The following is a 22,307-nucleotide window of genomic DNA, read 5'->3' on the forward strand; positions in this document are numbered from 1 at the left end:
CGCTGAGCAATCAGCGGCCTTTTGCGTCAGGAGAAGATTTGTGTCCCAAGCAAAGCGTTTCGAAAACTACATCAACGGTGAATGGGTAACCGGCGCCGACTATTGCACCAATATCAACCCGTCTGATTTGGCCGATGTCATCGGCGAATATGCCAAAGCGGACGTAGCCCAAGTCAACGCGGCCATTGACGCGGCCCGCGCCGCTTTCCCGGCCTGGTCCACGTCCGGTATCCAGGCGCGCCACGACGCGCTGGATAAAGTCGGCAGTGAAATCCTTGCCCGTCGCGAAGAGCTCGGCACCCTGCTGGCCCGGGAAGAGGGCAAGACCCTGCCCGAAGCCATCGGCGAAGTGACCCGCGCCGGTAATATTTTCAAGTTCTTCGCCGGTGAATGCCTGCGCCTTTCAGGTGATTACGTGCCCTCGGTGCGTCCGGGCGTCAACGTTGAAGTGACTCGCGAAGCCCTTGGCGTGGTGGGGCTGATTACTCCATGGAATTTCCCGATTGCCATTCCCGCATGGAAAATCGCCCCGGCCCTGGCCTACGGCAACTGCGTGGTGATCAAGCCAGCGGAGCTGGTGCCGGGTTGCGCCTGGGCCCTGTCGGAGATCATTTCTCGCGCTGGTTTCCCTGCTGGTGTGTTCAACCTGGTGATGGGCAGCGGTCGTGTCGTCGGCGACGTGTTGGTCAACAGCCCGAAAGTCGATGGCATCAGCTTTACCGGCTCGGTTGGCGTGGGTCGTCAGATCGCCGTCAATTGTGTGTCGCGCCAGGCCAAAGTGCAGTTGGAAATGGGCGGCAAGAACCCGCAGATCATCCTCGATGACGCCGACCTCAAGCAGGCGGTGGAGTTGTCGGTGCAGAGCGCGTTCTATTCCACCGGCCAGCGTTGCACCGCGTCGAGCCGTTTGATTGTCACCGCCGGTATTCACGACCAGTTTGTTGCGGCAATGGCTGAGCGCATGAAGTCGATCAAGGTCGGCCACGCGTTGCGCACCGGCACCGACATCGGGCCAGTGGTGTCCCAGGCCCAGTTGGACCAGGACATGAAATACATCGACATCGGCCAAAGCGAAGGTGCGCGGCTGGTCAGCGGTGGCGGCCTGGTGACCTGCGACACCGAAGGCTATTACCTGGCGCCGACCTTGTTTGCCGACAGCGAAGCGGCGATGCGCATCAGCCGTGAAGAAATCTTCGGCCCGGTGGCCAACGTGGTGCGTGTGGCTGACTACGAGGCGGCGCTGGCCATGGCCAACGACACCGAATTCGGCCTGTCGGCGGGTATCGCCACTACGTCGCTGAAGTACGCCAACCACTTCAAACGCCACTCCCAGGCTGGGATGGTGATGGTCAATCTGCCAACCGCCGGTGTGGATTACCACGTTCCATTTGGTGGCCGTAAGGGGTCATCCTACGGTTCGCGTGAGCAAGGTCGCTATGCGCAAGAGTTCTACACCGTGGTGAAGACCAGCTATATCGGGTCGTAATACGCAGCATCCTGTGGCACTGGCTTTATGTGGGAGCTGGCTTGCCTGCGATAGCATCACCTCGGTCTTGCTGACACACCGAGGTGTCTGCATTGCGGGCAAGCCCGGCTCCCACAGGAAAAACAAAAAATCATTACCCGCAAAAAAATAATTAGTGGGAGTACCTCTTCATGCAAGCGACCAAGCCGACCCATGTCCGCTATTTGATCCTGCTCATGCTGTTTCTGGTGACCACGATCAACTATGCCGACCGCGCAACTATCGCCATCGCCGGCTCCAGCCTGCAAAAAGACCTCGGCATCGACGCGGTCACCCTCGGTTACATCTTCTCCGCATTCGGTTGGGCTTACGTGGCCGGGCAAATTCCTGGCGGCTGGCTGCTCGACCGCTTCGGCTCGAAAAAAATCTACGCCTTGAGCATCTTCACCTGGTCGCTGTTCACCGTGCTGCAAGGCTATGTCGGTGAGTTCGGCGTCTCCACTGCTGTGGTTGCGCTGTTCATGCTGCGCTTCATGGTGGGCCTGGCCGAGGCGCCTTCGTTTCCGGGCAATGCCCGTATTGTTGCGGCGTGGTTTCCTACGGCTGAGCGCGGCACCGCATCGGCGATCTTCAATTCGGCGCAGTACTTCGCCACGGTGTTGTTTGCGCCATTGATGGGCTGGATCGTCTACCGCTTCGGCTGGCAGCATGTGTTTATCGTGATGGGCGTGATCGGCATCGTGTTCTCGCTGATCTGGCTGAAAGTTATCCACAGCCCGCGCCAGCATCCGATGATCAACGAGGCCGAGTTCAACCACATCGCTGCCAACGGCGCGATGGTCGACATGGATCAGGACAAGGGCAAGGGTAAGAAAACTGACGGGCCGAAGTGGGATTACATACGCCAGTTATTGACCAACCGCATGATGCTCGGCGTGTATCTGGGCCAGTACTGCATCAACGGTATCACCTACTTCTTCCTGACCTGGTTCCCGGTGTATCTGGTGCAGGATCGCGGCATGACCATCCTCAAGGCTGGTTTTATCGCCTCTTTGCCGGCGATCTGCGGCTTTATCGGCGGTGTGCTCGGCGGGGTGATTTCTGATTACCTGCTGCGTAAAGGCCACTCGCTGACCTTTGCACGCAAGGCGCCGATCATTGGTGGCCTGCTGATCTCCAGCAGTATCGTGGCCTGCAATTACGTGGACATCGAATGGATGGTGGTGGGCTTCATGGCCCTGGCGTTCTTCGGCAAAGGCGTTGGCGCACTGGGTTGGGCGGTGGTGTCCGACACCTCGCCCAAGCAGATCGCCGGCCTCAGTGGCGGCCTGTTCAACACCTTCGGTAACCTGGCGTCGATCACCACGCCGATTGTCATTGGCTACATCATCAGCACTACCGGCTCGTTCAAATGGGCCCTGGTGTTCGTCGGCGCCAACGCGCTGGTCGCAGTGTTCAGCTACCTGGTGATTGTCGGCCCGATCAAGCGCGTGGTGCTCAAAGAGCCGCCCGCCAAAGGCCCTGAGTTGACCAACCTTTCCCAAGCGCATTCCTGAGGTTCGTGTGATGCAGTTGATTGAACATGCCGACTCGCCGCGCTCGATCCGTTTGCACGAGCGCGACAATGTGGTGATCGTGGTAAACGACCAGGGCGTGCCGGCGGGCACTGAATTTCCCGACGGCCTGGTCACCGTGGAGTTCATACCCCAGAGCCACAAGGTGACGTTGGAAGATATCCCCGAGGGCGGCCGGATTATTCGCTACGGCCAGACCATCGGTTACGCCTTGGCTCCGATTCCGCGTGGCAGTTGGGTGCAGGAAGATCAGCTGCGCATGCCCACCGCGCCACCGCTGGACAGCTTGCCGCTGTCCACCGAGGTGCCTGAAACCCAGGCACCGCTGGAGGGGTTCACCTTCGAGGGCTATCGCAATGCCGACGGTACCGTGGGCACGCGCAATATCCTCGGCATCACCACCACCGTGCAGTGCGTCACCGGCGTGCTGGACCACGCAGTCAAGCGCATCAAGGATGAGTTGCTGCCCAAGTATCCCCACGTCGATGATGTGGTGGCGCTGACCCACAGCTACGGCTGCGGCGTGGCGATTACGGCGACGGATGCCTATATCCCGATCCGCACCGTGCGCAACCTGGCGCGCAACCCGAACTTGGGCGGTGAAGCCCTGGTGATCAGCCTGGGCTGCGAGAAATTGCAGGCCGGCCAGGTGATGCACGATAACGACAGCTCGGTGGACCTGAGCGAGCCGTGGTTGTATCGCCTGCAGGATTCCAGCCATGGCTTTACCGAAATGATTGAGCAGATCATGGCGCTGGCCGAGGTGCGCTTGAAGAAACTCGACCAGCGCCGTCGGGAAACCGTGCCGGCTAGCGAGCTGATCCTGGGTATGCAGTGCGGTGGTAGTGATGCGTTTTCCGGTATCACCGCCAACCCGGCGCTGGGGTATGCCTCGGACTTGTTACTGCGGGCCGGCGCGACGGTGATGTTTTCCGAAGTGACTGAAGTGCGCGATGCCATTTACCTGCTGACTTCCCGGGCGCAGAACCAGGAGGTTGCCCGGGAACTGGTCAGGGAAATGGACTGGTATGACCGTTACCTGGCCAAGGGTGAAGCAGACCGCAGCGCCAATACCACGCCGGGCAACAAGAAGGGCGGGCTGTCGAATATTGTCGAGAAGTCCTTGGGCTCCATCGTCAAGTCCGGCAGCAGCGCGATCAACGGCGTGCTCGGCCCCGGCGAGCGCTTGAAGGGCAAGGGCCTGATTTTTTGCGCCACCCCGGCCAGTGATTTTGTGTGTGGCACCTTGCAACTGGCGGCAGGGATGAACCTGCATGTATTCACCACCGGGCGTGGCACGCCGTACGGGCTGGCGATGGCGCCAGTGGTCAAGGTGTCGACCCGCACCGAGCTGGCCCAGCGCTGGCCGGACCTGATCGATATCGACGCCGGGCGCATTGCCACCGGGCGCGCGAGCATCGAGGAACTGGGTTGGGAGTTGTTTCACTTCTACCTGGACGTGGCCAGTGGCAGGAAGCAGACGTGGGCCGAGCATCACAAGTTGCACAACGATATTACGCTGTTCAACCCGGCGCCGATTACCTGAGACCGAGTCGCCTGCATCGGGAGCAAGCCCCCTCCCACATTGGTCCGCATTCCAACACAATGAATGCGTTCAAATGTGGGAGGGGGCTTGCTCCCGATAGCGGTAGACCAGACGACACGGGCTGCATGGCTTATCATTAGCCAACTAACGACGCCCACCAAGGTTCTCCCCGGCATGCTGGCAATCTTCCTTACCACCCTCACCATCACCGCGCCGGTGTTTGCCATGCTGTTTCTTGGTGTGCTGCTCAAGCGCATCAACTGGATCAACGACAACTTTATCCACACCGCTTCGTCCCTGGTGTTCAACGTCACCATGCCGGCGCTGTTGTTCCTGGGCATCCTGCATGCCGACCTGCACGCGGCACTCAAGCCGGGTTTGCTGATCTATTTTGCCGTCGCCACCCTGGCGAGCTTTGCTTTGGCTTGGGGCTGGGCGATTTTTCGCTGCAAGCGTGAAGACCGGGGCATTTACACCCAGGGTGCGTTTCGCGGCAACAACGGGGTGATCGGCCTGGCGCTCGCCGCCAGCATGTACGGTGACTACGGGATCTCCCTGGGCGCAATCCTCGCGGCGCTGGTGATCCTGTTTTACAACACGCTGTCGACCATTGTGCTGGCGGTGTACAGCCCGGTGATCAAGTCCGACCCGTGGAGCATTTTCAAGAGTGTGGTGGCTAACCCACTGATCATCAGCGTGATCGTTGCGGCGCCGTTCGCGTACTTTCAGATCAGCTTGCCCGGCTGGTTCGAAAAGTCCTTGCAGTACCTGTCGGATACCACGCTGCCGTTGGCGTTGATTTGCATCGGCGGCACCTTGTCCATGGCCGCGCTGCGCAAGAGCGGCAACATGGCGTTGAGTGCGAGCCTGATGAAGATGATCTGGTTGCCGGTGATCGCAACCCTGGGCGCTTGGTTGCTGGGCTTTCGCGGGCCGGAGCTGGGGATTCTGTTCCTGTACTTCGGCGCGCCGACAGCCGCGGCCAGCTTCGTGATGGCCAGGGCGGCGCAAGGCAATCATGAGCTGGCGGCGGCGATTATCGTGATCACCACGTTGATGGCGGCGGTGACCACCAACATCGGGATTTTCGTATTGCAGGCGGGTGGCTGGATCTAGGCGTCTTTCTGGTAGCTTTCGATCACTTCCTGCGCTGCCCGAAAGGCATCAATCGCCGCCGGCACACCGGCATACACCGCGCAATGCAGCAGCGCTTCGCGAATCTCGTCTACCGTGCAGCCATTATTCAGTGCACCGCGCACGTGGCCCTTGAGTTCCTGCGGGCATTTGGGGGCTGTCAGGGCGGCGAGGGTGATCAGGCTGCGGGTCTTGAGCGGCAAGCCTTCGCGGTTCCAGACAGCGCCCCACGCATGTTCATTGACGAAGTCCTGCAGCGGCTGGGTGAACGCCGTGGCACTACCCAGGGCGCGGTCGACGAATGCATCGCCCATGACTTGGCGTCGTACCTCAACTCCGGGTTTTTTCTGATCGGTCATTTCGATTCCCTCTTGTGTTGGCGGTGCCAGGCGCGCACAGAGGTGAACAACAGCAAAGCCACCAACGCCGGCAGGACGTAATACAGCATCAACTGTTCAAGCTTGTTGGCCAGGGGCATACCGGTGGTGAACGCCATTACGTGCAGCCCGTACGCCAGGTACAACCCCAGCAGCACCAGCCCTTCGATACGCGTCACACGGTAGCCGGTATAAAACACCGGCAGGCACAGGACGATGGCACCGAGCATCACCGGCAAATCGAAGTCCAGGGCATTGGGTGATACCGACAGCGGCGACGGCGCCACCAGCGCGGTAAAGCCCAGCACGCCCAGCAGGTTGAACAGGTTGCTGCCGATCACGTTGCCCACCGCAATTTCCCGCTCGCCGCGCAAGGCGGCGATCAGCGATGTGGCAAGGCAGGGCAGCGAGGTGCCCACGCCGATGAGCGTCAGGCCGATGACGCGCTCCGACAAGCCCAGGTCGCCCGCCACTTCCACCGCGGCGCCCAGCAACAAATGCCCGGCCAGTACCAGCACCAATAGCCCGGCGAACATCAGCAACGCGCTGCTCAACCAGGGTGCCTTGGCCACGGTGTCCAGGGTGCGCGGGCGGCGTGAATGACGCGTCTGGTGGTGCAGTACGCCAAGGTAAGCCACCAGCGCCACCAGCAGCAAAACACCATCGAGCGGTGTCAGCACTTCATTGGCGGCCAGGATAAACACCAGCAGACCGGCGAAGATCATCACCGGGATATCCACACGCACCAGTTGCCGCGAGACCCGCAGCGGAATGATCAGCGCCGACAGGCCCAGGGTGACGAGGATATTGAAAATGCTGCTGCCAATAACGCTACCCACGGCGATATCGGTATTGCCGGCCAGCGTGGCCTGGAGGCTGACGGCCATCTGCGGCGCGCTGCTGCCGAAGGCGACAACGCTCAAGCCGATGATCAGCGGTCGCACTTTGAGGCTGGCCGCCAGGCGTACGGCGGCGCGTACCAGGATCTCGGCGCCGACGATCAACAGCAGCAAGCCGCCGACCAGTTCGAGCAGGCTCCAGGGCGAAAGGGCGTTCAATCCGAAAATACTCAAGGCGGCCTCAATCAGTTGTTCAGGGCTTGCACGCGAACCCGTGCGGTGCCGCTGCCCAGCATACGCAATTGCTCGGCAGCCTTGCGGGAAACGTCGATCAGGCGCCCACGGGTGTGCGGGCCGCGGTCATTGATACGCACCACGACCGATCGGTCGTTGTTCAGATTGGTCACTTTGACCCGCGTACCGAAGGGCAGGCGCCGATGCGCAGCGGTCAAGGCGTTCTGGTTGAAGGGTTCACCACTGGCGGTTCTTTTGCCATGGTGTTTAGCGCCGTAATAGGAGGCGGTGCCGGTTTCGTCGTAACCGTTGGGGTCGATGAGGCCGCTGGCGCAACCCGCCAGCAGGGAGGACAAGGCCAGGAGGCCGAGTAGACGCTTCATTGTCAGGACATCCCCAATAAAAAATGTGGAGAGGGAGCAAGCCCCCTCCCACACAGGTTGGAGCCAGACCTTGAAGTCTGCTCCAACCATTCACCGCAATCAGCCTTCGAGCTTGCTTTTAAGCAGCTCGTTCACCTGTTGCGGGTTGGCTTTGCCCTTGGAGGCTTTCATGGCCTGGCCGACAAAGAAGCCGAACATCTTGCCGCGCTTGGCTTCGTCTGCGGCGCGGTATTGCTCGACCTGTTCGGCATTCGCCGCGAGCATTTCATCGAGTACGGCCGAAATCGCGCCGCTGTCGGTGACTTGCTTGAGACCACGCTTCTCGATGATCTCGTCGGCGTTGCCTTCACCCGCGGCCATCGCTTCGAACACCGTCTTGGCGATTTTGCCGGAGATGGTGTTGTCCTTGATGCGCAGCAGCATCCCGCCCAATTGTTCGGCAGTGACAGGCGCTTCGTCGATTTCCAGGCCCTGTTTGTTCAGCAGGCTGCCCAGTTCGACCATCACCCAGTTGGCCGCCAGCTTGGCGTCGCCGGCAATGCTCACGACTTTTTCGAAGTAGTTGGCTTGTTCACGGCTGGACGCCAGCACGCTGGCATCGTAGACCGACAGGCCGAACTGCTCCTGGAAGCGCTCGCGTTTTTGCTGCGGCAGTTCCGGCAGGGTGGCGCGGATGTCGTTGAGGAACGAATCCTCCAGCACCACCGGCAACAGGTCCGGGTCGGGGAAGTAACGGTAGTCGTTGGCTTCCTCTTTGCTGCGCATGGCGCGGGTTTCGTCTTTGTTCGGGTCGTACAGGCGCGTTTGCTGGATCACCTTGCCGCCGTCCTCGATCAATTCGATCTGGCGACGCACTTCGCTGTTGATCGCCTTCTCGATGAAGCGGAACGAGTTGACGTTCTTGATCTCGCAGCGGGTGCCGAACTCAACCTGGCCCTTCGGCCGGATCGACACGTTGCAGTCGCAACGCAGCGAGCCTTCGGCCATGTTGCCGTCGCAGATGCCCAGGTAGCGCACCAGCGCGTGGATGGTCTTGACGTAGGCCACGGCTTCCTTGGCGCTGCGCATGTCCGGTTCGGAGACGATTTCCAGCAGCGGCGTGCCGGCACGGTTCAGGTCGATACCGGTGGCGCCGGGGAATTCTTCGTGCAGGCTCTTGCCGGCGTCTTCTTCCAGGTGCGCACGGGTTACGCCGACACGCTTGATGGTGCCGTCTTCCAGCGGGATGTCCAGGTGGCCCTTGCCGACGATCGGCAGTTCCATCTGGCTGATCTGGTAGCCCTTGGGCAGGTCTGGATAGAAGTAGTTCTTGCGTGCAAACACGTTGTGCTGGCCGATTTCGGCGTCAATCGCCAGGCCGAACATCACCGCCATGCGCACCGCTTCCTGGTTCAGCACCGGCAGCACGCCGGGCATGCCCAGGTCGACCAGGCTGGCCTGGGTGTTGGGCTCAGAGCCGAACGTGGTGGCGCTACCGGAGAAAATCTTCGATTGGGTGGCGAGCTGGGTATGAATCTCCAGCCCGATCACAACTTCCCATTGCATAGTGTTCTCCTCAGAAGCCGGTAGGGGTGCGGGTGTGCCAGTCGGTGTGCAACTGGTACTGGTGCGCCACATTGAGCAGGCGGCCTTCCTGGAAATACGGGGCGAGCAATTGCACGCCAACCGGCAAGCCGTCGACGAAACCGGCAGGCATGGACAAGCCCGGCAGGCCCGCGAGGTTGGCGGTAATGGTGTAGAGGTCTTCCAGGTACTCGGCGATCGGGTCGCCGGTCTTGGCGCCGATCTTCCAGGCCGGGTTCGGCGTGGTCGGGCCGAGGATCACGTCGACTTCTTCGAAGGCGGCCATGAAATCGTTCTTGATCAGGCGACGGATTTTCTGCGCCTTGAGGTAGTACGCGTCGTAGTAGCCGGCGGACAGGGCATAGGCGCCGACCATGATCCGGCGCTGGACTTCACTGCCGAAGCCTTCGCCACGGGAGCGTTTGTACAGGTCGGTGAGGTCTTTCGGGTTCTCGCAGCGATAGCCGAAGCGCACGCCGTCGAAGCGAGACAGGTTGGAAGACGCCTCTGCCGGCGCGATCACGTAGTAGGCGGGAATCGCGTGCTGGTTGTTCGGCAGGCTGATTTCCTTGATCACGGCGCCCAGCTTTTCCAGCTCTTTGATGCTGTTTTGCACCAGTTCGGCGATACGCGGGTCGAGGCCGGCGCTGAAATACTCTTTCGGCACGCCGATGCGCAGGCCCTTGAGCGAGGTATTCAGGCTGGCGCTGTAGTCCGGCACGGGCTCATCGATGCTGGTGGAGTCCTGTTTATCGAAGCCTGCCATGCCTTGTAACAATATTGCACAGTCTTCGGCGGTGCGTGCCAGAGGGCCGCCCTGATCCAGGCTTGAGGCGTAGGCGATCATGCCCCAGCGGGAAACGCGACCGTAGGTCGGCTTCAGGCCGGTGAGATTGGTGAACGCGGCCGGCTGGCGGATCGAACCACCGGTGTCGGTCGCCGTAGCGGCGGGCAGGAAGCGTGCGGCCACGGCCGCAGCCGAGCCACCGGACGAACCACCGGGCACGTGCTCAAGGTTCCACGGGTTTTTCACCGTGCCGTAGTAGCTCGACTCGTTGGCCGAACCCATGGCGAATTCGTCCATGTTGGTCTTGCCCAGGGTCACAGCCCCGGCGGCGGCCAGCTTGGAGACCACGGTGGCGTCATAGGGCGCCTTGAAGTTGTCGAGCATCTTCGAGCCGCAGCTGGTGCGAATGCCCTGGGTGCAGAACAGGTCCTTGTGGGCGATGGGGGCGCCCAGCAGAGGGTTGTTTTCACCGTTGGCGCGACGTGCGTCGGCGGCCTTGGCCTGGCTCAGGGCCAGCTCTTGGGTGAGGCTGATGAAGCTGTTGACCTTGGGATCGTGCTCGGCGATACGCGCAAGCAGGGTCTTGGTCAGCTCTTCGCTGGAAAACGTTTTGTCGGCGAGACCGCGGGCGATCTCGGCCAGAGTCATGTGATGCATGAAAGGCTCTTTCCCTTTAGTCGATGACTTTCGGAACCAGGTACAGGCCGTTTTCGACCGCTGGCGCGATGGACTGGTAGGCCTCGCGGTTATTGCGCTCGGTCACGACGTCTGCGCGCAGGCGCTGACTGGCTTCCAGCGGGTGAGCCAGGGGCTCGATGCCGTCGGTATCGACAGCCTGCATTTGGTCAACCAGCCCGAGAATGCTGTTCAGGGCTGCGGTGGTCTGTGGAAGATCGGCGTCATTGAGGCCAAGCGAGGCCAGATGCGCGATTTTTTCCACGTCGGAGCGTTCAAGCGCCATGGGATTCTCCAGTGGAAAACAGAACGGAAGGCGTCCGTGTGTTAGATTGTCGGAACACTACCGCATTTCTACGGTCATATGGCCGCGATTGTGGGGGTTGGTGCACAGAAAGTCGGCCAATTTAGCACATTGGCGCCTTGCCCAAAATCCCTGTCGTTGTTAGAGTTTGCCGCACTTTTTTACCCACGCGTTGCCTAGGGTCCCTTTCCCATGTTCAAGAAACTGCGTGGCATGTTTTCCAGCGATCTTTCCATTGACCTGGGCACTGCCAACACCCTTATTTACGTGCGCGAGCGCGGTATCGTTCTGAATGAGCCATCGGTTGTGGCCATTCGGACCCATGGTAATCAGAAAAGTGTCGTTGCCGTTGGCACCGAGGCCAAGCGTATGCTCGGCCGTACACCAGGCAACATTGCTGCCATTCGTCCGATGAAGGATGGCGTGATCGCCGATTTCAGCGTCTGCGAGAAGATGCTGCAGTACTTCATCAACAAGGTTCACGAAAACAGTTTTCTGCAGCCCAGCCCTCGTGTGCTGATCTGCGTTCCGTGCAAGTCCACCCAGGTTGAGCGTCGTGCCATCCGTGAGTCGGCCCTTGGCGCCGGTGCCCGCGAAGTGTTCCTGATCGAAGAGCCGATGGCGGCTGCGATCGGTGCCGGCCTGCCGGTTGAAGAAGCCCGCGGCTCGATGGTGGTGGATATCGGTGGTGGTACTACCGAAATCGCCCTGATTTCCCTGAACGGTGTGGTGTATGCCGAATCCGTGCGTGTGGGTGGCGACCGTTTCGACGAAGCGATCATCACCTATGTACGTCGCAACTACGGCAGCCTGATCGGCGAATCCACCGCCGAGCGCATCAAGCAGGAAATCGGCACCGCCTACCCGGGCGGCGAAGTTCGCGAAGTCGATGTTCGCGGTCGCAACCTGGCCGAAGGCGTTCCACGTGCCTTCACCCTGAATTCCAATGAAGTGCTGGAAGCTCTGCAAGAGTCCCTGGCCACCATCGTTCAGGCCGTGAAGAGTGCCCTGGAGCAGTCGCCGCCGGAGCTGGCTTCCGATATCGCCGAGCGTGGCCTGGTGCTGACCGGTGGTGGCGCCTTGCTGCGCGACCTCGACAAGCTGCTGGCCCAGGAAACCGGTCTGCCGGTGATCGTCGCCGAAGACCCGCTGACCTGCGTTGCTCGTGGTGGTGGTCGTGCGCTGGAAATGATGGATAAACACACCATGGACCTGCTCTCCAGCGAATAAGATTGCCTGGATGGTTCATGCTTGGTCGGCAGGCAGCACTTTGCAGTGCTGCCTGTTGGCGTTTATCTTCTTCAATCTGCATCCAGGCCGGTTTGATGCCGTATGAATAAAGAGAACATTTGCCTGGGAGGAGCGGCTTATTAAACCGCTTTTCGCCAAAGGCCCCTCATTGGGCGTGCGCTTATTGGTGCTGACCGTGCTTTCGGTCGCGCTGATGGTGGTCGATGCCCGCTTTGCACTGCTCAAGCCCGTGCGTAGCCAGATGTCGCTGGTGTTGATGCAGACCTACTGGATCACCGACCTGCCACAACGTCTCTACCAGGGCGTGGCCAGCCAATTTGGCAGCCGCACCGAGCTGATCGCCGAGAACGAAAAACTCAAGACTGAAAACCTGCTGTTGCAGGGGCGCATGCAAAAGCTGGCGGCCCTCACCGAGCAGAACGTTCGGCTGCGCGAGTTGCTCAATTCTTCCGCGTTGGTCAATGAAAAGGTTGAAGTGGCCGAGCTGATCGGCATGGATCCCAACCCGTTCACTCATCGCATCATCATCAATAAGGGGGAGCGCGACGGTGTGGTCCTCGGCCAGCCGGTGCTTGATGCCCGTGGCCTGATGGGCCAGGTGGTGGAGTTGATGCCCTACACCTCCCGCGTCCTGCTGCTGACGGACACGACCCACAGCATTCCGGTGCAGGTCAACCGCAACGGCTTGCGCGCGATTGCCAGCGGTACTGGCAACCCCGAACGCCTCGAACTGCGCCATGTTGCCGACACTGCGGATATCAAGGAAGGCGACCTGCTGGTCAGCTCCGGCCTGGGCCAGCGCTTCCCGGCCGGCTACCCGGTGGCGACGGTCAAGGAAGTGATCCACGATTCCGGCCAACCATTCGCTATCGTGCGGGCTGTGCCGACTGCCGCCCTTAACCGCAGCCGTTACCTGCTGCTGGTGTTCAGCGACAATCGCACCCCGGAAGAGCGCGCCAACGACGCCGCCCAGGCCCAGGAAGCCGAAGACAAGCAGAACGGTACCCTGCCGGTCGTGCCTGCCACTGTGCCCAAACCGGCTTTCGTCGGGCCACCTGCGCCTGCGCCTGCGGCCGCACCGGCCGTTCCGGCAACCGCAGCGCCTGTCGCTACACCAGCCAAGCCTGCTGCACACAGTGCACGCCCGGCTAAACCGGCGGCGACCACCGCGCCTGCGAGGCCTGCGACAACCGCTCCGGCCACCACACGGCAGAGGGAGGAATAATGGCCGGTACTCATTCGCGCAATGGCTGGATCGTCTGGCTGACTTTCGCCATTGGCTTGCTGCTCAGCGTTTCGCCGCTGCCGCAATTCATGGAAATCCTGCGCCCGCTCTGGCTGGCCTTGCTGCTGGCGTTCTGGTCGTTGAACCTGCCGCACAAGGTGGGCATGGTCACGGCGATGTGCCTGGGCTTGGCGGAGGATGTGCTCTATGGCACCTTGCTGGGCCAGAATGCGTTGATCCTGACCCTGATCACTTTCCTTGTGCTGTCGTTGCAACAGCGCCTGCGCATGTTCCCTATGTGGCAGCAGTGCCTGGTGATCCTGGTGATCTTCGGTCTGGCGCAGCTGGTACAACTGTGGCTGAGCGCCTTGACCGGCAACCGTCAGCCTACGCTGGCGCTGGTCTTGCCGGCCCTGGTTAGTGCACTGCTGTGGCCCTGGATCAGTTTTGGCCTGCGTGGGCTGCGTCGTCGCTATAAAATCAATTGAATGGTTGCGAGGCTCTGCCTGGTTATCGAACCCAACAGGGAGAGGCTGCAATGATTTCGCTTTATCTGGCCTCGGGCTCCCCGCGGCGACGTGAGCTGCTGACCCAGATCGGTGTGCCTTTCACCCTAGTCAGCGCCGCGATTGATGAAACACCGCTTACCCACGAACCTGCCGTTGCCTATGTTGAGCGTCTTGCACGCGGCAAGGCAACGGCGGGTTTTATTGCGCTTGGCCAAACCTCCGGCGCCTGTGTCCTGGGCGCCGATACGGCGGTGATTATTGACGGCCAGATCCTGGGCAAACCGGTGGACCAGGCCGACGCGCTGGCAATGCTGATGGCCCTTTCGGGCCGCGAGCATGAAGTGCTCACCGCGATTGCCCTCACCGACGGCCAGCGCTGCGAAACTCGATATGTAAGCAGTCTTGTACGTTTTCGCCAGGTTTCTGTCGAAGAGGCTACAACCTACTGGCACAGTGGCGAACCGCAGGACAAGGCCGGCGGCTATGCTATCCAGGGCCTGGGTTCGGTGTTCGTTGCCGGCCTCAATGGCAGTTATTCTGCGGTGGTTGGCCTGCCCGTGTGCGAAACCGCGCAACTGCTCGCCCAATTCGGCATACCCTGTTGGCAAAACCTTACCGTGCGCTGAACGCCGTATTCCAGCGCCAAGCCTTGAGCGATCGGTCACTATTGTGAAAACGCCTGAACGAGACCCAGCCATGAGTGAAGAGATTCTGATCAATATCACGCCGATGGAATCGCGCGTGGCGGTGGTAGAGAACGGTGTTCTGCAAGAAGTGCATGTCGAGCGCACCCAGAAGCGTGGGATCGTCGGCAATATCTATAAAGGCAAGGTGGTGCGCGTACTGCCAGGTATGCAGGCAGCATTTGTCGACATCGGTCTGGACCGTGCAGCATTCATTCATGCGTCTGAAATTTCCCTGCGCGAAGGCCCTGCGGTGGAAAGCATCAGCGCCCTGGTGCATGAAGGGCAGAGTCTGGTGGTGCAAGTCACCAAGGACCCTATCGGCTCCAAGGGCGCACGCTTGACCACCCAGTTGTCGATTCCCTCGCGCTACCTGGTGTACATGCCGCGCACGGCCCATGTCGGCATTTCCCTGAAGATCGAAGACGAAGCCGAGCGTGAACGCCTGAAAAAGGTGGTCAGCGACTGCGTGGCTGCCGAGGGCATCAAGGAAGCGGGCGGGTTTATCCTGCGTACCGCCGCCGAAGGCGCAGGCGCTGATGAGATCCTTATGGATATCCGCTACCTGCGGCGCCTGTGGGACCAGATCGACGCACAGATCAAAACCATTGGCGCGCCCAGCGTCATCTATGAAGACCTGGGCCTGGCGCTGCGTACGCTGCGTGACCTGGTCAGCCCGAAAATTGAGAAAATCCGTATCGACTCGCGGGAAACCTTCCAGCGCACCACGCAATTTGTTGCCGAGCTGATGCCGGAAATTGCCGACCGCCTGGAGCACTACCCCGGCGAGCGGCCGATCTTCGACCTGTATGGCGTTGAAGACGAAATCCAGAAAGCCCTGGAGCGCAAGGTGCCGCTCAAATCCGGCGGCTACCTGGTGGTGGACCCGGCCGAAGCCATGACCACCATCGACGTCAACACCGGCGCATTCGTGGGCCATCGCAACCTCGAAGAGACCATCTTCAAGACCAACCTGGAAGCCGCCACGGCGATCGCTCGCCAACTGCGTCTGCGCAACCTCGGTGGCATCATCATCATCGACTTCATCGACATGGAAGATGAGGAGCACCAGCGCCAGGTATTGCGCACCCTCGAAAAGCAGCTGGAGCGCGATCACGCCAAGACCAACATCATCGGCATCACCGAGCTGGGCCTGGTGCAGATGACCCGCAAGCGCACCCGCGAAAGCCTTGAGCAGGTGCTGTGCGAGCCGTGCAGCAGTTGCCAGGGGCGGGGTAAATTGAAAACCCCGGAAACCGTTTGCTACGAAATTTTCCGCGAAATCCTGCGTGAGGCACGTGCCTATCAGGCCGAGGGTTATAGAGTGCTTGCCAACCAGAAAGTGGTCGATCGCCTGCTGGACGAAGAGTCGGGGAACGTCGCGGAGCTGGAGAGCTTTATCGGTCGCACGATTCGCTTCCAGGTCGAAACCATGTATTCCCAGGAACAATACGACGTGGTGCTGCTCTGATCCCCAATTGCTTGCCTTATTCGAGACCGGCGGACCTTGATCCGCCGTCCGCCAACTGTTTTTTGAGGGTCGCCTGACATGGAGCGTCTGATACGCTTTTTTGCCGCTTTGACCCGCTGGGGCTTGGGCCTGTGTGCGTTGCTGCTGGTATTGGCGGCGGTGTACGTAAGCCTGGGGCGTGAATTGACCCCATTGGTCGCCGAATATCGCGCCGAAATCGAAGCAAAGGCCCAGGCTGCAGTGGATACACCGCTGCATATCGGCAGCCTTGAAGGCCGCTGGAGCGGGTTTGCCCCGGTATTGCTGGCCCACGATGTGATGGTCGGCGAGGGCAGCAGTGCCCTGCGCCTGGACCAGGTGGAAGTGGTGCCGGATATATGGGCCAGCCTGTTGGCCCGTGAAGTGCGCATCGCCCACCTTCAAGTCAGCGGCCTGCAACTGAGCGTCAAGGAAGACAAGGACGGCCGCTGGACGCTGCAAGGCTTGCCGGTTCAGGACGACCAGCCGCTGGACCCGCAACAGTTGCTGACGCGCATGCAAATGATCAAGCGCGTGTCGGTGCTGGACAGTCAAGTTACCTTGCAACCCTTCGATCAGGCGCCGGTGACCGTGACCTATGTAGGCCTGAGCCTGCATACCGGCATGAGCCATCAGCGTCTGGATGCACGGCTGACCTTGCCCGATGGCCAGCCGCTTGCTGTCAGCCTGCGTAGCCGTATTCGCGCCAGCCAGTGGAAGGACGCAGAGATCGACGGCTACCTGAGCCTGCCGCAAAGCGACTGGGCCAAATGGATTCCCGCCCGGCTGACCCAGCAATGGAAACTCACGCAGTTCAAGGCCGGCGGTGAGTTTTGGCTCAGTTGGGCCAAAGGCACCGTGCAAAGCGCTGCGGTTCGCCTCAACTCGCCGCAAGTGAAGGGCAGCTACGCCGACCGCAAGCCCGTGCATCTGGAGAATCTGGCGCTGACGGCCTACCTGCAACGCAGTGACAGGGGCCTTGAAGTGCTGTTCGATTCGCTGGCAATGAACATTGGCGACACCCGCTGGGAGTCGCGCATTCAATTGCAGCAAAGCCTTGCGACCGATAAAGAACAGGAAGTGTGGAAGTTGCAGGCCGATCGTCTTGACCTGACGCCGATCACGCCGCTGCTCAATGCCTTGGCGCCCTTGCCCGAAGGTTTCGCCAAGACTGTCGAGCATCTCAAGGCCACTGGCTTGTTGCGTAATGTGCTGGTGGATTTCCGCCCTCAGGACACCACCGACCAGAAAGTCAGTTTTGCCGCGAACCTTGAGCGCGTCGGTTTCGACGCGTATTTCGGTGCGCCGGCCGCGCGTAATGTGTCCGGCAGCATCAGTGGCGACCTGGGCCATGGCGAACTGCGCATGGACAGCAAGGATTTTTCCCTGCATCTGTTCCCCATCTTCGCCAAGCCCTGGCAGTACATCCAGGCCAATGCACGCCTGACCTGGAAACTCGACAAACAGGGTTTCACCCTGATCGCTCCGTACATCAAGGTGCTGGGCGAAGAGGGCAAGGTCGCGGCGGACTTTCTGATTCGCCTGCATTTTGATCATAGCCAGGAAGACTACATGGACCTGCGGGTCGGCATGGTCGATGGCGATGGCCGTTTTACCCCCAAATACTTGCCAGCCGTGTTGAGCCCGGCGCTGGATGAGTGGCTGCGTACGGCGATTCTCAAAGGTGCAGTGGATGAAGGCTTCTTCCAGTACCAGGGGTCGCTGAGCCACAACGCCCTGCCTGCGTCGCGCAATATCAGCCTGTTCTTCAAGGTGCATGATGCCGAACTGGCCTTCCAGCCGGGTTGGCCCCATGTGAACAAGGTCAATGGTGAAGTGTTCGTCGAGGAAAGCGGCGTGCGCATCCTGGCGAGCAAGGGGCAGTTGCTCGACACCCGGGTCAAGGATGTGTACGTCAATATTCCCCACGCACCGGCCGGCAAGGACAGTCATCTGTTGCTCACCGGCGGGTTTTCCGGTGGCTTGGGTGATGGCCTGAAAATTCTTCAGGAAGCGCCCATCGGTACCGCGTCCACGTTCGCCGGCTGGAAAGGCGAGGGTGACCTGCAAGGTAGCCTGGACCTCGACGTTCCCCTGGCCAAGGGCACCGAGCCCAAGATCGTGGTGGACTTCAAGACCGACAAGGCACGCCTGCAATTGGCTGAGCCGCCCTTGGACCTCACCCAGCTCAAGGGTGATTTTCGCTTCGATAGCGCCAAGGGCCTGAGCGGTCAGAACATCTCGGCCCGGGCATTCGAGCAACCTGTCACTGCGCAGATCTTCGCCGAGGGCAAGCCGGGCAATATCAGCACCCGCGTGACTGCCAAGGGCCAGGTGGCGGTCAAGCGCCTGACGGATTGGCTGAACGTCAGTCAGCCGTTGCCGGTATCCGGCGATATTCCTTACCAGTTGCAGGTTATTCTGGACGGTGCGGACAGTCAGTTGATGGTCAACTCCAACCTCAAGGGTGTTGCGGTGGATCTGCCGGCGCCGTTCGGCATGCCGGCCAGCCAGGGACGTGACAGCACCTTTCGCATGACGTTGCAGGGCGCTGAGCGACGTTACTGGTTTGATTACGGCGAGCTGGCGAATTTCACCTTTGCGGCGCCGCCGGACAACTTCAATAACGGCCGTGGCGAATTGTTCCTCGGCGACGGTGACGCGCTGTTGCCCGGGGCCAAGGGCTTGCGCATTCGTGGCGTGCTGTCGGAACTGGATATCGATCCCTGGAAAAAACTCGTGGACCGCTACGCGGGTAACGACCCAGGTGGCAATGCCAAGCAACTGCTCAGTAGCGCCGACTTCAGGGTAGGCAAGCTGACCGGGTTTGGTACCCGGTTTGACCAGGTCAAGTTGCAGCTTGATCGCAAGCCGGCTGCCTGGGGCCTGCAACTCGACAGCCAGCAAGCCAAGGGCACGGTGAACCTGCCCGATGCCAAGGGCGCGCCGATTGCGATCAACCTCAAGTACGTCAAATTGCCCGCGGTGGACCCGACAGCGCAGGCCGACGAAAACGCACCGGACCCGCTGGCCGATATCGACCCCAAAAGCATCCCGGCACTGGACATCGCCATTGACCAGCTGTTCCAGGGCCCCGATCTGATAGGGGCATGGTCGCTGCGGATTCGTCCGACCACCAAGGGCCTGGCCTTCAATAACCTGGACCTGGGCCTCAAGGGGATGCTGCTCAAGGGCGCCGGTGGCTGGGAAGGCGCGCCGGGCGCCAGCAGCAGTTGGTACAAGGGCCGCCTCGATGGCAGAAATATCGCCGATGTGCTCAAGGGCTGGGGTTTTGCGCCTACGGTGACCAGTGAGGATTTCCATCTGGACGTGGATGGCCGTTGGCCGGGCTCACCGGCCTGGGTTGGGCCCAAGCGCTTTTCCGGTAGCCTGGATGCGGCATTCCGTAAAGGTCAGTTCGTTGAAGTGGAAGGGGGCGCCCAGGCATTGCGGGTGTTTGGCCTGCTTAACTTCAACTCCATTGGCCGGCGTTTGCGTTTGGACTTTTCCGACCTGTTTGGCAAAGGCTTGAGCTATGACCGAGTCAAGGGCTTGCTGGCCGCCAGTAATGGTGTGTTCGTGACCCGTGAGCCCATCACCATGACCGGACCCTCGACCAATCTTGAGCTTAACGGCACCCTGGATCTGGTCGCCGATCGCGTCGACGCCAAGCTGCTGGTCACGTTGCCGGTGACCAACAACCTGCCTATCGCGGCGCTGATTGTCGGTGCGCCGGCCATCGGTGGTGCGTTGTTCCTGATCGACAAGCTGATCGGTGATCGGGTTTCGCGCTTTGCCAGTGTGCAGTACAAGGTGCAAGGCCCTTGGAAGGATCCGAAAATCACCTTCGACAAGCCATTTGAAAAGCCAAACTGAGAGCCTGTGGAGTAGCATGGCCCCATGCCTTGTCTGGAGTGTCGGCCCATGTCCTTTGCAGTAATCCAAATGGTCAGCCAGAGTGACGTGCTGGCCAACCTCGCCCAGGCACGCCGCCTGCTGGAGCAGGCGGCGGCAAACGGCGCGAAACTCGCGGTTTTGCCGGAGAACTTCGCCGCCATGGGACGCCGTGACGTGGCCGACATTGGCCGCGCCGAAGCATTGGGTGAAGGCCCGATCCTGCCATGGTTGAAACAGGCCGCCCGCGACCTCACCTTATGGATAGTGGCCGGCACGTTGCCGCTGCCGCCCAGGGACCAACCCCACGCCAAGGCCAACGCTTGCTCGCTGCTGATCAATGATCAGGGTGAAATCGTCGCTCGCTATGACAAGCTCCACTTGTTTGATGTGGACGTAGCGGATGCTCGCGGTCGCTACCGCGAATCCGACGACTATGCTTTTGGAAGCAATGTAGTGGTGGCGGATACGCCAGTGGGCCGCGTGGGGCTGACGGTGTGCTATGACTTGCGCTTTCCCGAGCTGTACAGCGAATTACGCGCTGCGGGGGCTGAATTGATTACCGCGCCCTCGGCCTTTACGGCGGTGACTGGGGCCGCCCATTGGGATGTGCTGATTCGGGCGCGGGCCATTGAAACCCAGTGCTACCTGCTGGCAGCGGCCCAAGGCGGTGTGCACCCAGGCCCACGTGAAACCTTTGGCCACGCGGCGATCATCGACCCTTGGGGTCGGGTGCTGGCGCAACAGGATCAAGGCGAAGCGGTGCTACTGGCCGAACGCGATAGCGGTGAACAAGCGTCGATACGGACGCGCATGCCGGTGGCGAACCACCGGCGCTTTTTCTCGCAGGGCGCGCAGCGGCCTGCTTCAGAACGATGAATTTAAGGCCAAACCTATGAGCGAGTTGTTGTCCTCAGTCAGTGAACACCTCCTGGCGCCCGGTGGCGTGACCATCGAAAGTCTGCAGACCGTGCTGGGCGACCTGGCCGGGCCAGGTATCGATGCGGCCGACCTGTATTTCCAGGGACAGATTTCCGAGTCCTGGGCCCTGGAAGATGGCATCGTCAAGGAAGGCAGTTTCAACCTTGATCAGGGCGTTGGCGTGCGTGCGCAATCGGGTGAAAAAACCGGCTTTGCCTACAGCAATGCAATCACTCTTGAAGCCCTGGGCCTGGCGGCGCGTGCGGCACGCTCGATCTCCCGTGCCGGGCAAAATGGCACGGTACAGGCGTTCAGCACCCAGGATGTAGCGCAGTTGTATGCGCCGGATAACCCGTTGGAAGTGATCAGCCGTGCGGAAAAGGTCGAGCTGCTCAAGCGTGTGGACGCGGCTACCCGTGCCCTGGACCCGCGTATCCAGCAGGTAACCGTAAGCATGGCCGGTGTGTGGGAGCGCATCCTCGTTGCCTCCACCGACGGCGGGCTGGCGGCGGATGTACGGCCGCTGGTGCGTTTCAATGTGAGTGTGATCGTTGAACAGAACGGTCGCCGCGAGCGCGGTGGCCATGGCGGCGGCGGGCGCACCGACTACCGTTACTTCCTTGCTGACGACCGTGCCATGGGCTATGCCCGTGAGGCGCTGCGTCAGGCATTGGTCAACCTCGAAGCCATCCCTGCACCGGCCGGCACCTTGCCGGTGGTGCTGGGCTCGGGTTGGTCTGGCGTGTTGCTCCACGAAGCCGTCGGCCACGGGCTGGAAGGCGACTTCAACCGCAAGGGCAGTTCGGCCTACAGCGGGCGAATGGGTGAGATGGTTGCGTCCAAGCTCTGCACCATCGTGGACGACGGCACGCTGGCCGGGCGCCGTGGTTCGCTGAGCGTCGATGACGAAGGCACACCGACCGAATGCACCACCCTGATCGAAAACGGCGTGCTCAAGGGCTATATGCAAGACAAGCTCAACGCTCGCCTGATGGGCGTGGCGCGCACCGGTAACGGCCGTCGTGAGTCCTACGCGCATTTGCCGATGCCACGCATGACCAATACCTACATGCTCGGTGGCGAAAGCGATCCGGCGGAAATCATCGCCTCGGTGAAACGCGGCATCTATTGCGCCAATCTGGGCGGTGGCCAGGTCGACATCACCAGCGGCAAGTTCGTGTTCTCCACCAGCGAGGCGTACCTGATCGAAGACGGCAAGATTACCGCGCCGGTCAAAGGGGCGACCTTGATTGGTAACGGGCCGGAGGCCATGAGCAAGGTTTCGATGGTCGGTAACGACCTGTCGCTGGACAGCGGCGTGGGCACATGCGGGAAGGATGGGCAGTCAGTGCCGGTAGGCGTGGGGCAGCCAACCCTGAAAATTGATGCGATCACCGTGGGTGGCACGGGGTCGTAAGGACGGAGCTTCGGGTGGCGAAGGCCGCCACCCGGGG

At 60.9% G+C, this 22,307-nt stretch carries 18 protein-coding genes; 12 read left to right on the top strand and 6 right to left on the bottom strand.

Annotation, left to right across the window (positions count from 1 at the left end; genetic code table 11):
• The first annotated feature begins 40 nt into the window (after positions 1-40).
• The 4 genes from PSEBG33_RS22505 to PSEBG33_RS22490 all read left to right on the top strand — a co-directional run bounded on the left by PSEBG33_RS22505 (position 41) and on the right by PSEBG33_RS22490 (position 5,701).
• The gene (locus tag PSEBG33_RS22505) at positions 41-1,486 is read left to right on the top strand and encodes an aldehyde dehydrogenase family protein (RefSeq protein WP_005784788.1); all 1,446 of its coding nucleotides are present in this window, start codon (positions 41-43) and stop codon (positions 1,484-1,486) included.
• Between the two features lie 170 nt (positions 1,487-1,656).
• Entirely contained in the window at positions 1,657-3,021 is a 1,365-nt protein-coding gene (locus PSEBG33_RS22500) for an MFS transporter (protein WP_005784790.1), read from the top strand.
• Between the two features lie 10 nt (positions 3,022-3,031).
• Positions 3,032-4,585: a galactarate dehydratase gene (gene garD, locus PSEBG33_RS22495; RefSeq protein ID WP_005784791.1), complete on the top strand. Its 1,554-nt coding sequence runs from the start codon at positions 3,032-3,034 to the stop codon at positions 4,583-4,585.
• A gap of 174 nt (positions 4,586-4,759) precedes the next feature.
• Positions 4,760-5,701: an AEC family transporter gene (locus PSEBG33_RS22490; RefSeq protein ID WP_005784792.1), complete on the top strand. Its 942-nt coding sequence runs from the start codon at positions 4,760-4,762 to the stop codon at positions 5,699-5,701.
• On the opposite strand, the gene PSEBG33_RS22485 is transcribed toward PSEBG33_RS22490, so the two are convergent.
• The 6 genes from PSEBG33_RS22485 to gatC all read right to left on the bottom strand — a co-directional run bounded on the left by PSEBG33_RS22485 (position 5,698) and on the right by gatC (position 10,863).
• Complete coding sequence (locus PSEBG33_RS22485; RefSeq protein WP_005784794.1) at positions 5,698-6,078, bottom strand: carboxymuconolactone decarboxylase family protein; 381 nt, start codon at positions 6,076-6,078, stop codon at positions 5,698-5,700. The two genes, PSEBG33_RS22490 and PSEBG33_RS22485, sit on opposite strands and share 4 nt — an antisense overlap.
• Positions 6,075-7,154: a calcium/sodium antiporter gene (locus PSEBG33_RS22480; RefSeq protein ID WP_005784796.1), complete on the bottom strand. Its 1,080-nt coding sequence runs from the start codon at positions 7,152-7,154 to the stop codon at positions 6,075-6,077. The genes PSEBG33_RS22485 and PSEBG33_RS22480 overlap by 4 nt, the downstream gene beginning before the upstream one ends.
• Before the next feature lie 26 nt (positions 7,155-7,180).
• A complete protein-coding gene (locus tag PSEBG33_RS22475) occupies positions 7,181-7,552 on the bottom strand; it encodes a septal ring lytic transglycosylase RlpA family protein (protein WP_005784798.1) in 372 nt (123 codons plus the stop codon).
• Between the two features lie 99 nt (positions 7,553-7,651).
• On the bottom strand, positions 7,652-9,097 hold the full coding sequence (gatB, locus tag PSEBG33_RS22470) for an Asp-tRNA(Asn)/Glu-tRNA(Gln) amidotransferase subunit GatB (protein ID WP_005784800.1): 1,446 nt from the start codon (positions 9,095-9,097) through the stop codon (positions 7,652-7,654).
• 10 nt (positions 9,098-9,107) lie between these two features.
• Positions 9,108-10,559 carry an Asp-tRNA(Asn)/Glu-tRNA(Gln) amidotransferase subunit GatA gene (gene gatA / locus PSEBG33_RS22465; protein ID WP_005784802.1) on the bottom strand — a complete coding sequence of 484 codons (1,452 nt, stop codon included), beginning with the start codon at positions 10,557-10,559 and terminating at the stop codon, positions 9,108-9,110.
• A gap of 16 nt (positions 10,560-10,575) precedes the next feature.
• Entirely contained in the window at positions 10,576-10,863 is a 288-nt protein-coding gene (gene gatC / locus PSEBG33_RS22460; protein WP_005784804.1) for an Asp-tRNA(Asn)/Glu-tRNA(Gln) amidotransferase subunit GatC, read from the bottom strand.
• 210 nt (positions 10,864-11,073) lie between these two features.
• Between gatC and mreB the strand changes: the two genes are divergently transcribed.
• From mreB to tldD, 8 genes are all read left to right on the top strand, one after another.
• On the top strand, positions 11,074-12,111 hold the full coding sequence (gene mreB / locus PSEBG33_RS26860) for a rod shape-determining protein MreB (RefSeq protein ID WP_002555108.1): 1,038 nt from the start codon (positions 11,074-11,076) through the stop codon (positions 12,109-12,111).
• Positions 12,112-12,250: 139 nt separating this feature from the next.
• A complete protein-coding gene (gene mreC / locus PSEBG33_RS22455; RefSeq protein ID WP_087945222.1) occupies positions 12,251-13,357 on the top strand; it encodes a rod shape-determining protein MreC in 1,107 nt (368 codons plus the stop codon).
• Positions 13,357-13,845 carry a rod shape-determining protein MreD gene (gene mreD / locus PSEBG33_RS22450; protein ID WP_003188558.1) on the top strand — a complete coding sequence of 163 codons (489 nt, stop codon included), beginning with the start codon at positions 13,357-13,359 and terminating at the stop codon, positions 13,843-13,845. The genes mreC and mreD overlap by 1 nt, the downstream gene beginning before the upstream one ends.
• Positions 13,846-13,895: 50 nt before the next feature.
• On the top strand, positions 13,896-14,492 hold the full coding sequence (locus tag PSEBG33_RS22445) for a Maf family protein (protein ID WP_005784808.1): 597 nt from the start codon (positions 13,896-13,898) through the stop codon (positions 14,490-14,492).
• Positions 14,493-14,562: 70 nt separating this feature from the next.
• A complete protein-coding gene (rng, locus tag PSEBG33_RS22440) occupies positions 14,563-16,020 on the top strand; it encodes a ribonuclease G (RefSeq protein ID WP_003188562.1) in 1,458 nt (485 codons plus the stop codon).
• A gap of 78 nt (positions 16,021-16,098) precedes the next feature.
• Entirely contained in the window at positions 16,099-19,914 is a 3,816-nt protein-coding gene (locus PSEBG33_RS22435; RefSeq protein ID WP_005784811.1) for a YhdP family protein, read from the top strand.
• A gap of 48 nt (positions 19,915-19,962) precedes the next feature.
• Positions 19,963-20,811: a carbon-nitrogen hydrolase family protein gene (locus PSEBG33_RS22430; RefSeq protein ID WP_005784812.1), complete on the top strand. Its 849-nt coding sequence runs from the start codon at positions 19,963-19,965 to the stop codon at positions 20,809-20,811.
• Positions 20,812-20,827: 16 nt separating this feature from the next.
• On the top strand, positions 20,828-22,270 hold the full coding sequence (tldD, locus tag PSEBG33_RS22425) for a metalloprotease TldD (protein ID WP_005784814.1): 1,443 nt from the start codon (positions 20,828-20,830) through the stop codon (positions 22,268-22,270).
• The last annotated feature ends 37 nt before the right edge of the window (positions 22,271-22,307 follow it).

Source organism: Pseudomonas synxantha BG33R, from assembly GCF_000263715.2.
Taxonomy (GTDB): domain Bacteria; phylum Pseudomonadota; class Gammaproteobacteria; order Pseudomonadales; family Pseudomonadaceae; genus Aquipseudomonas; species Aquipseudomonas synxantha_A.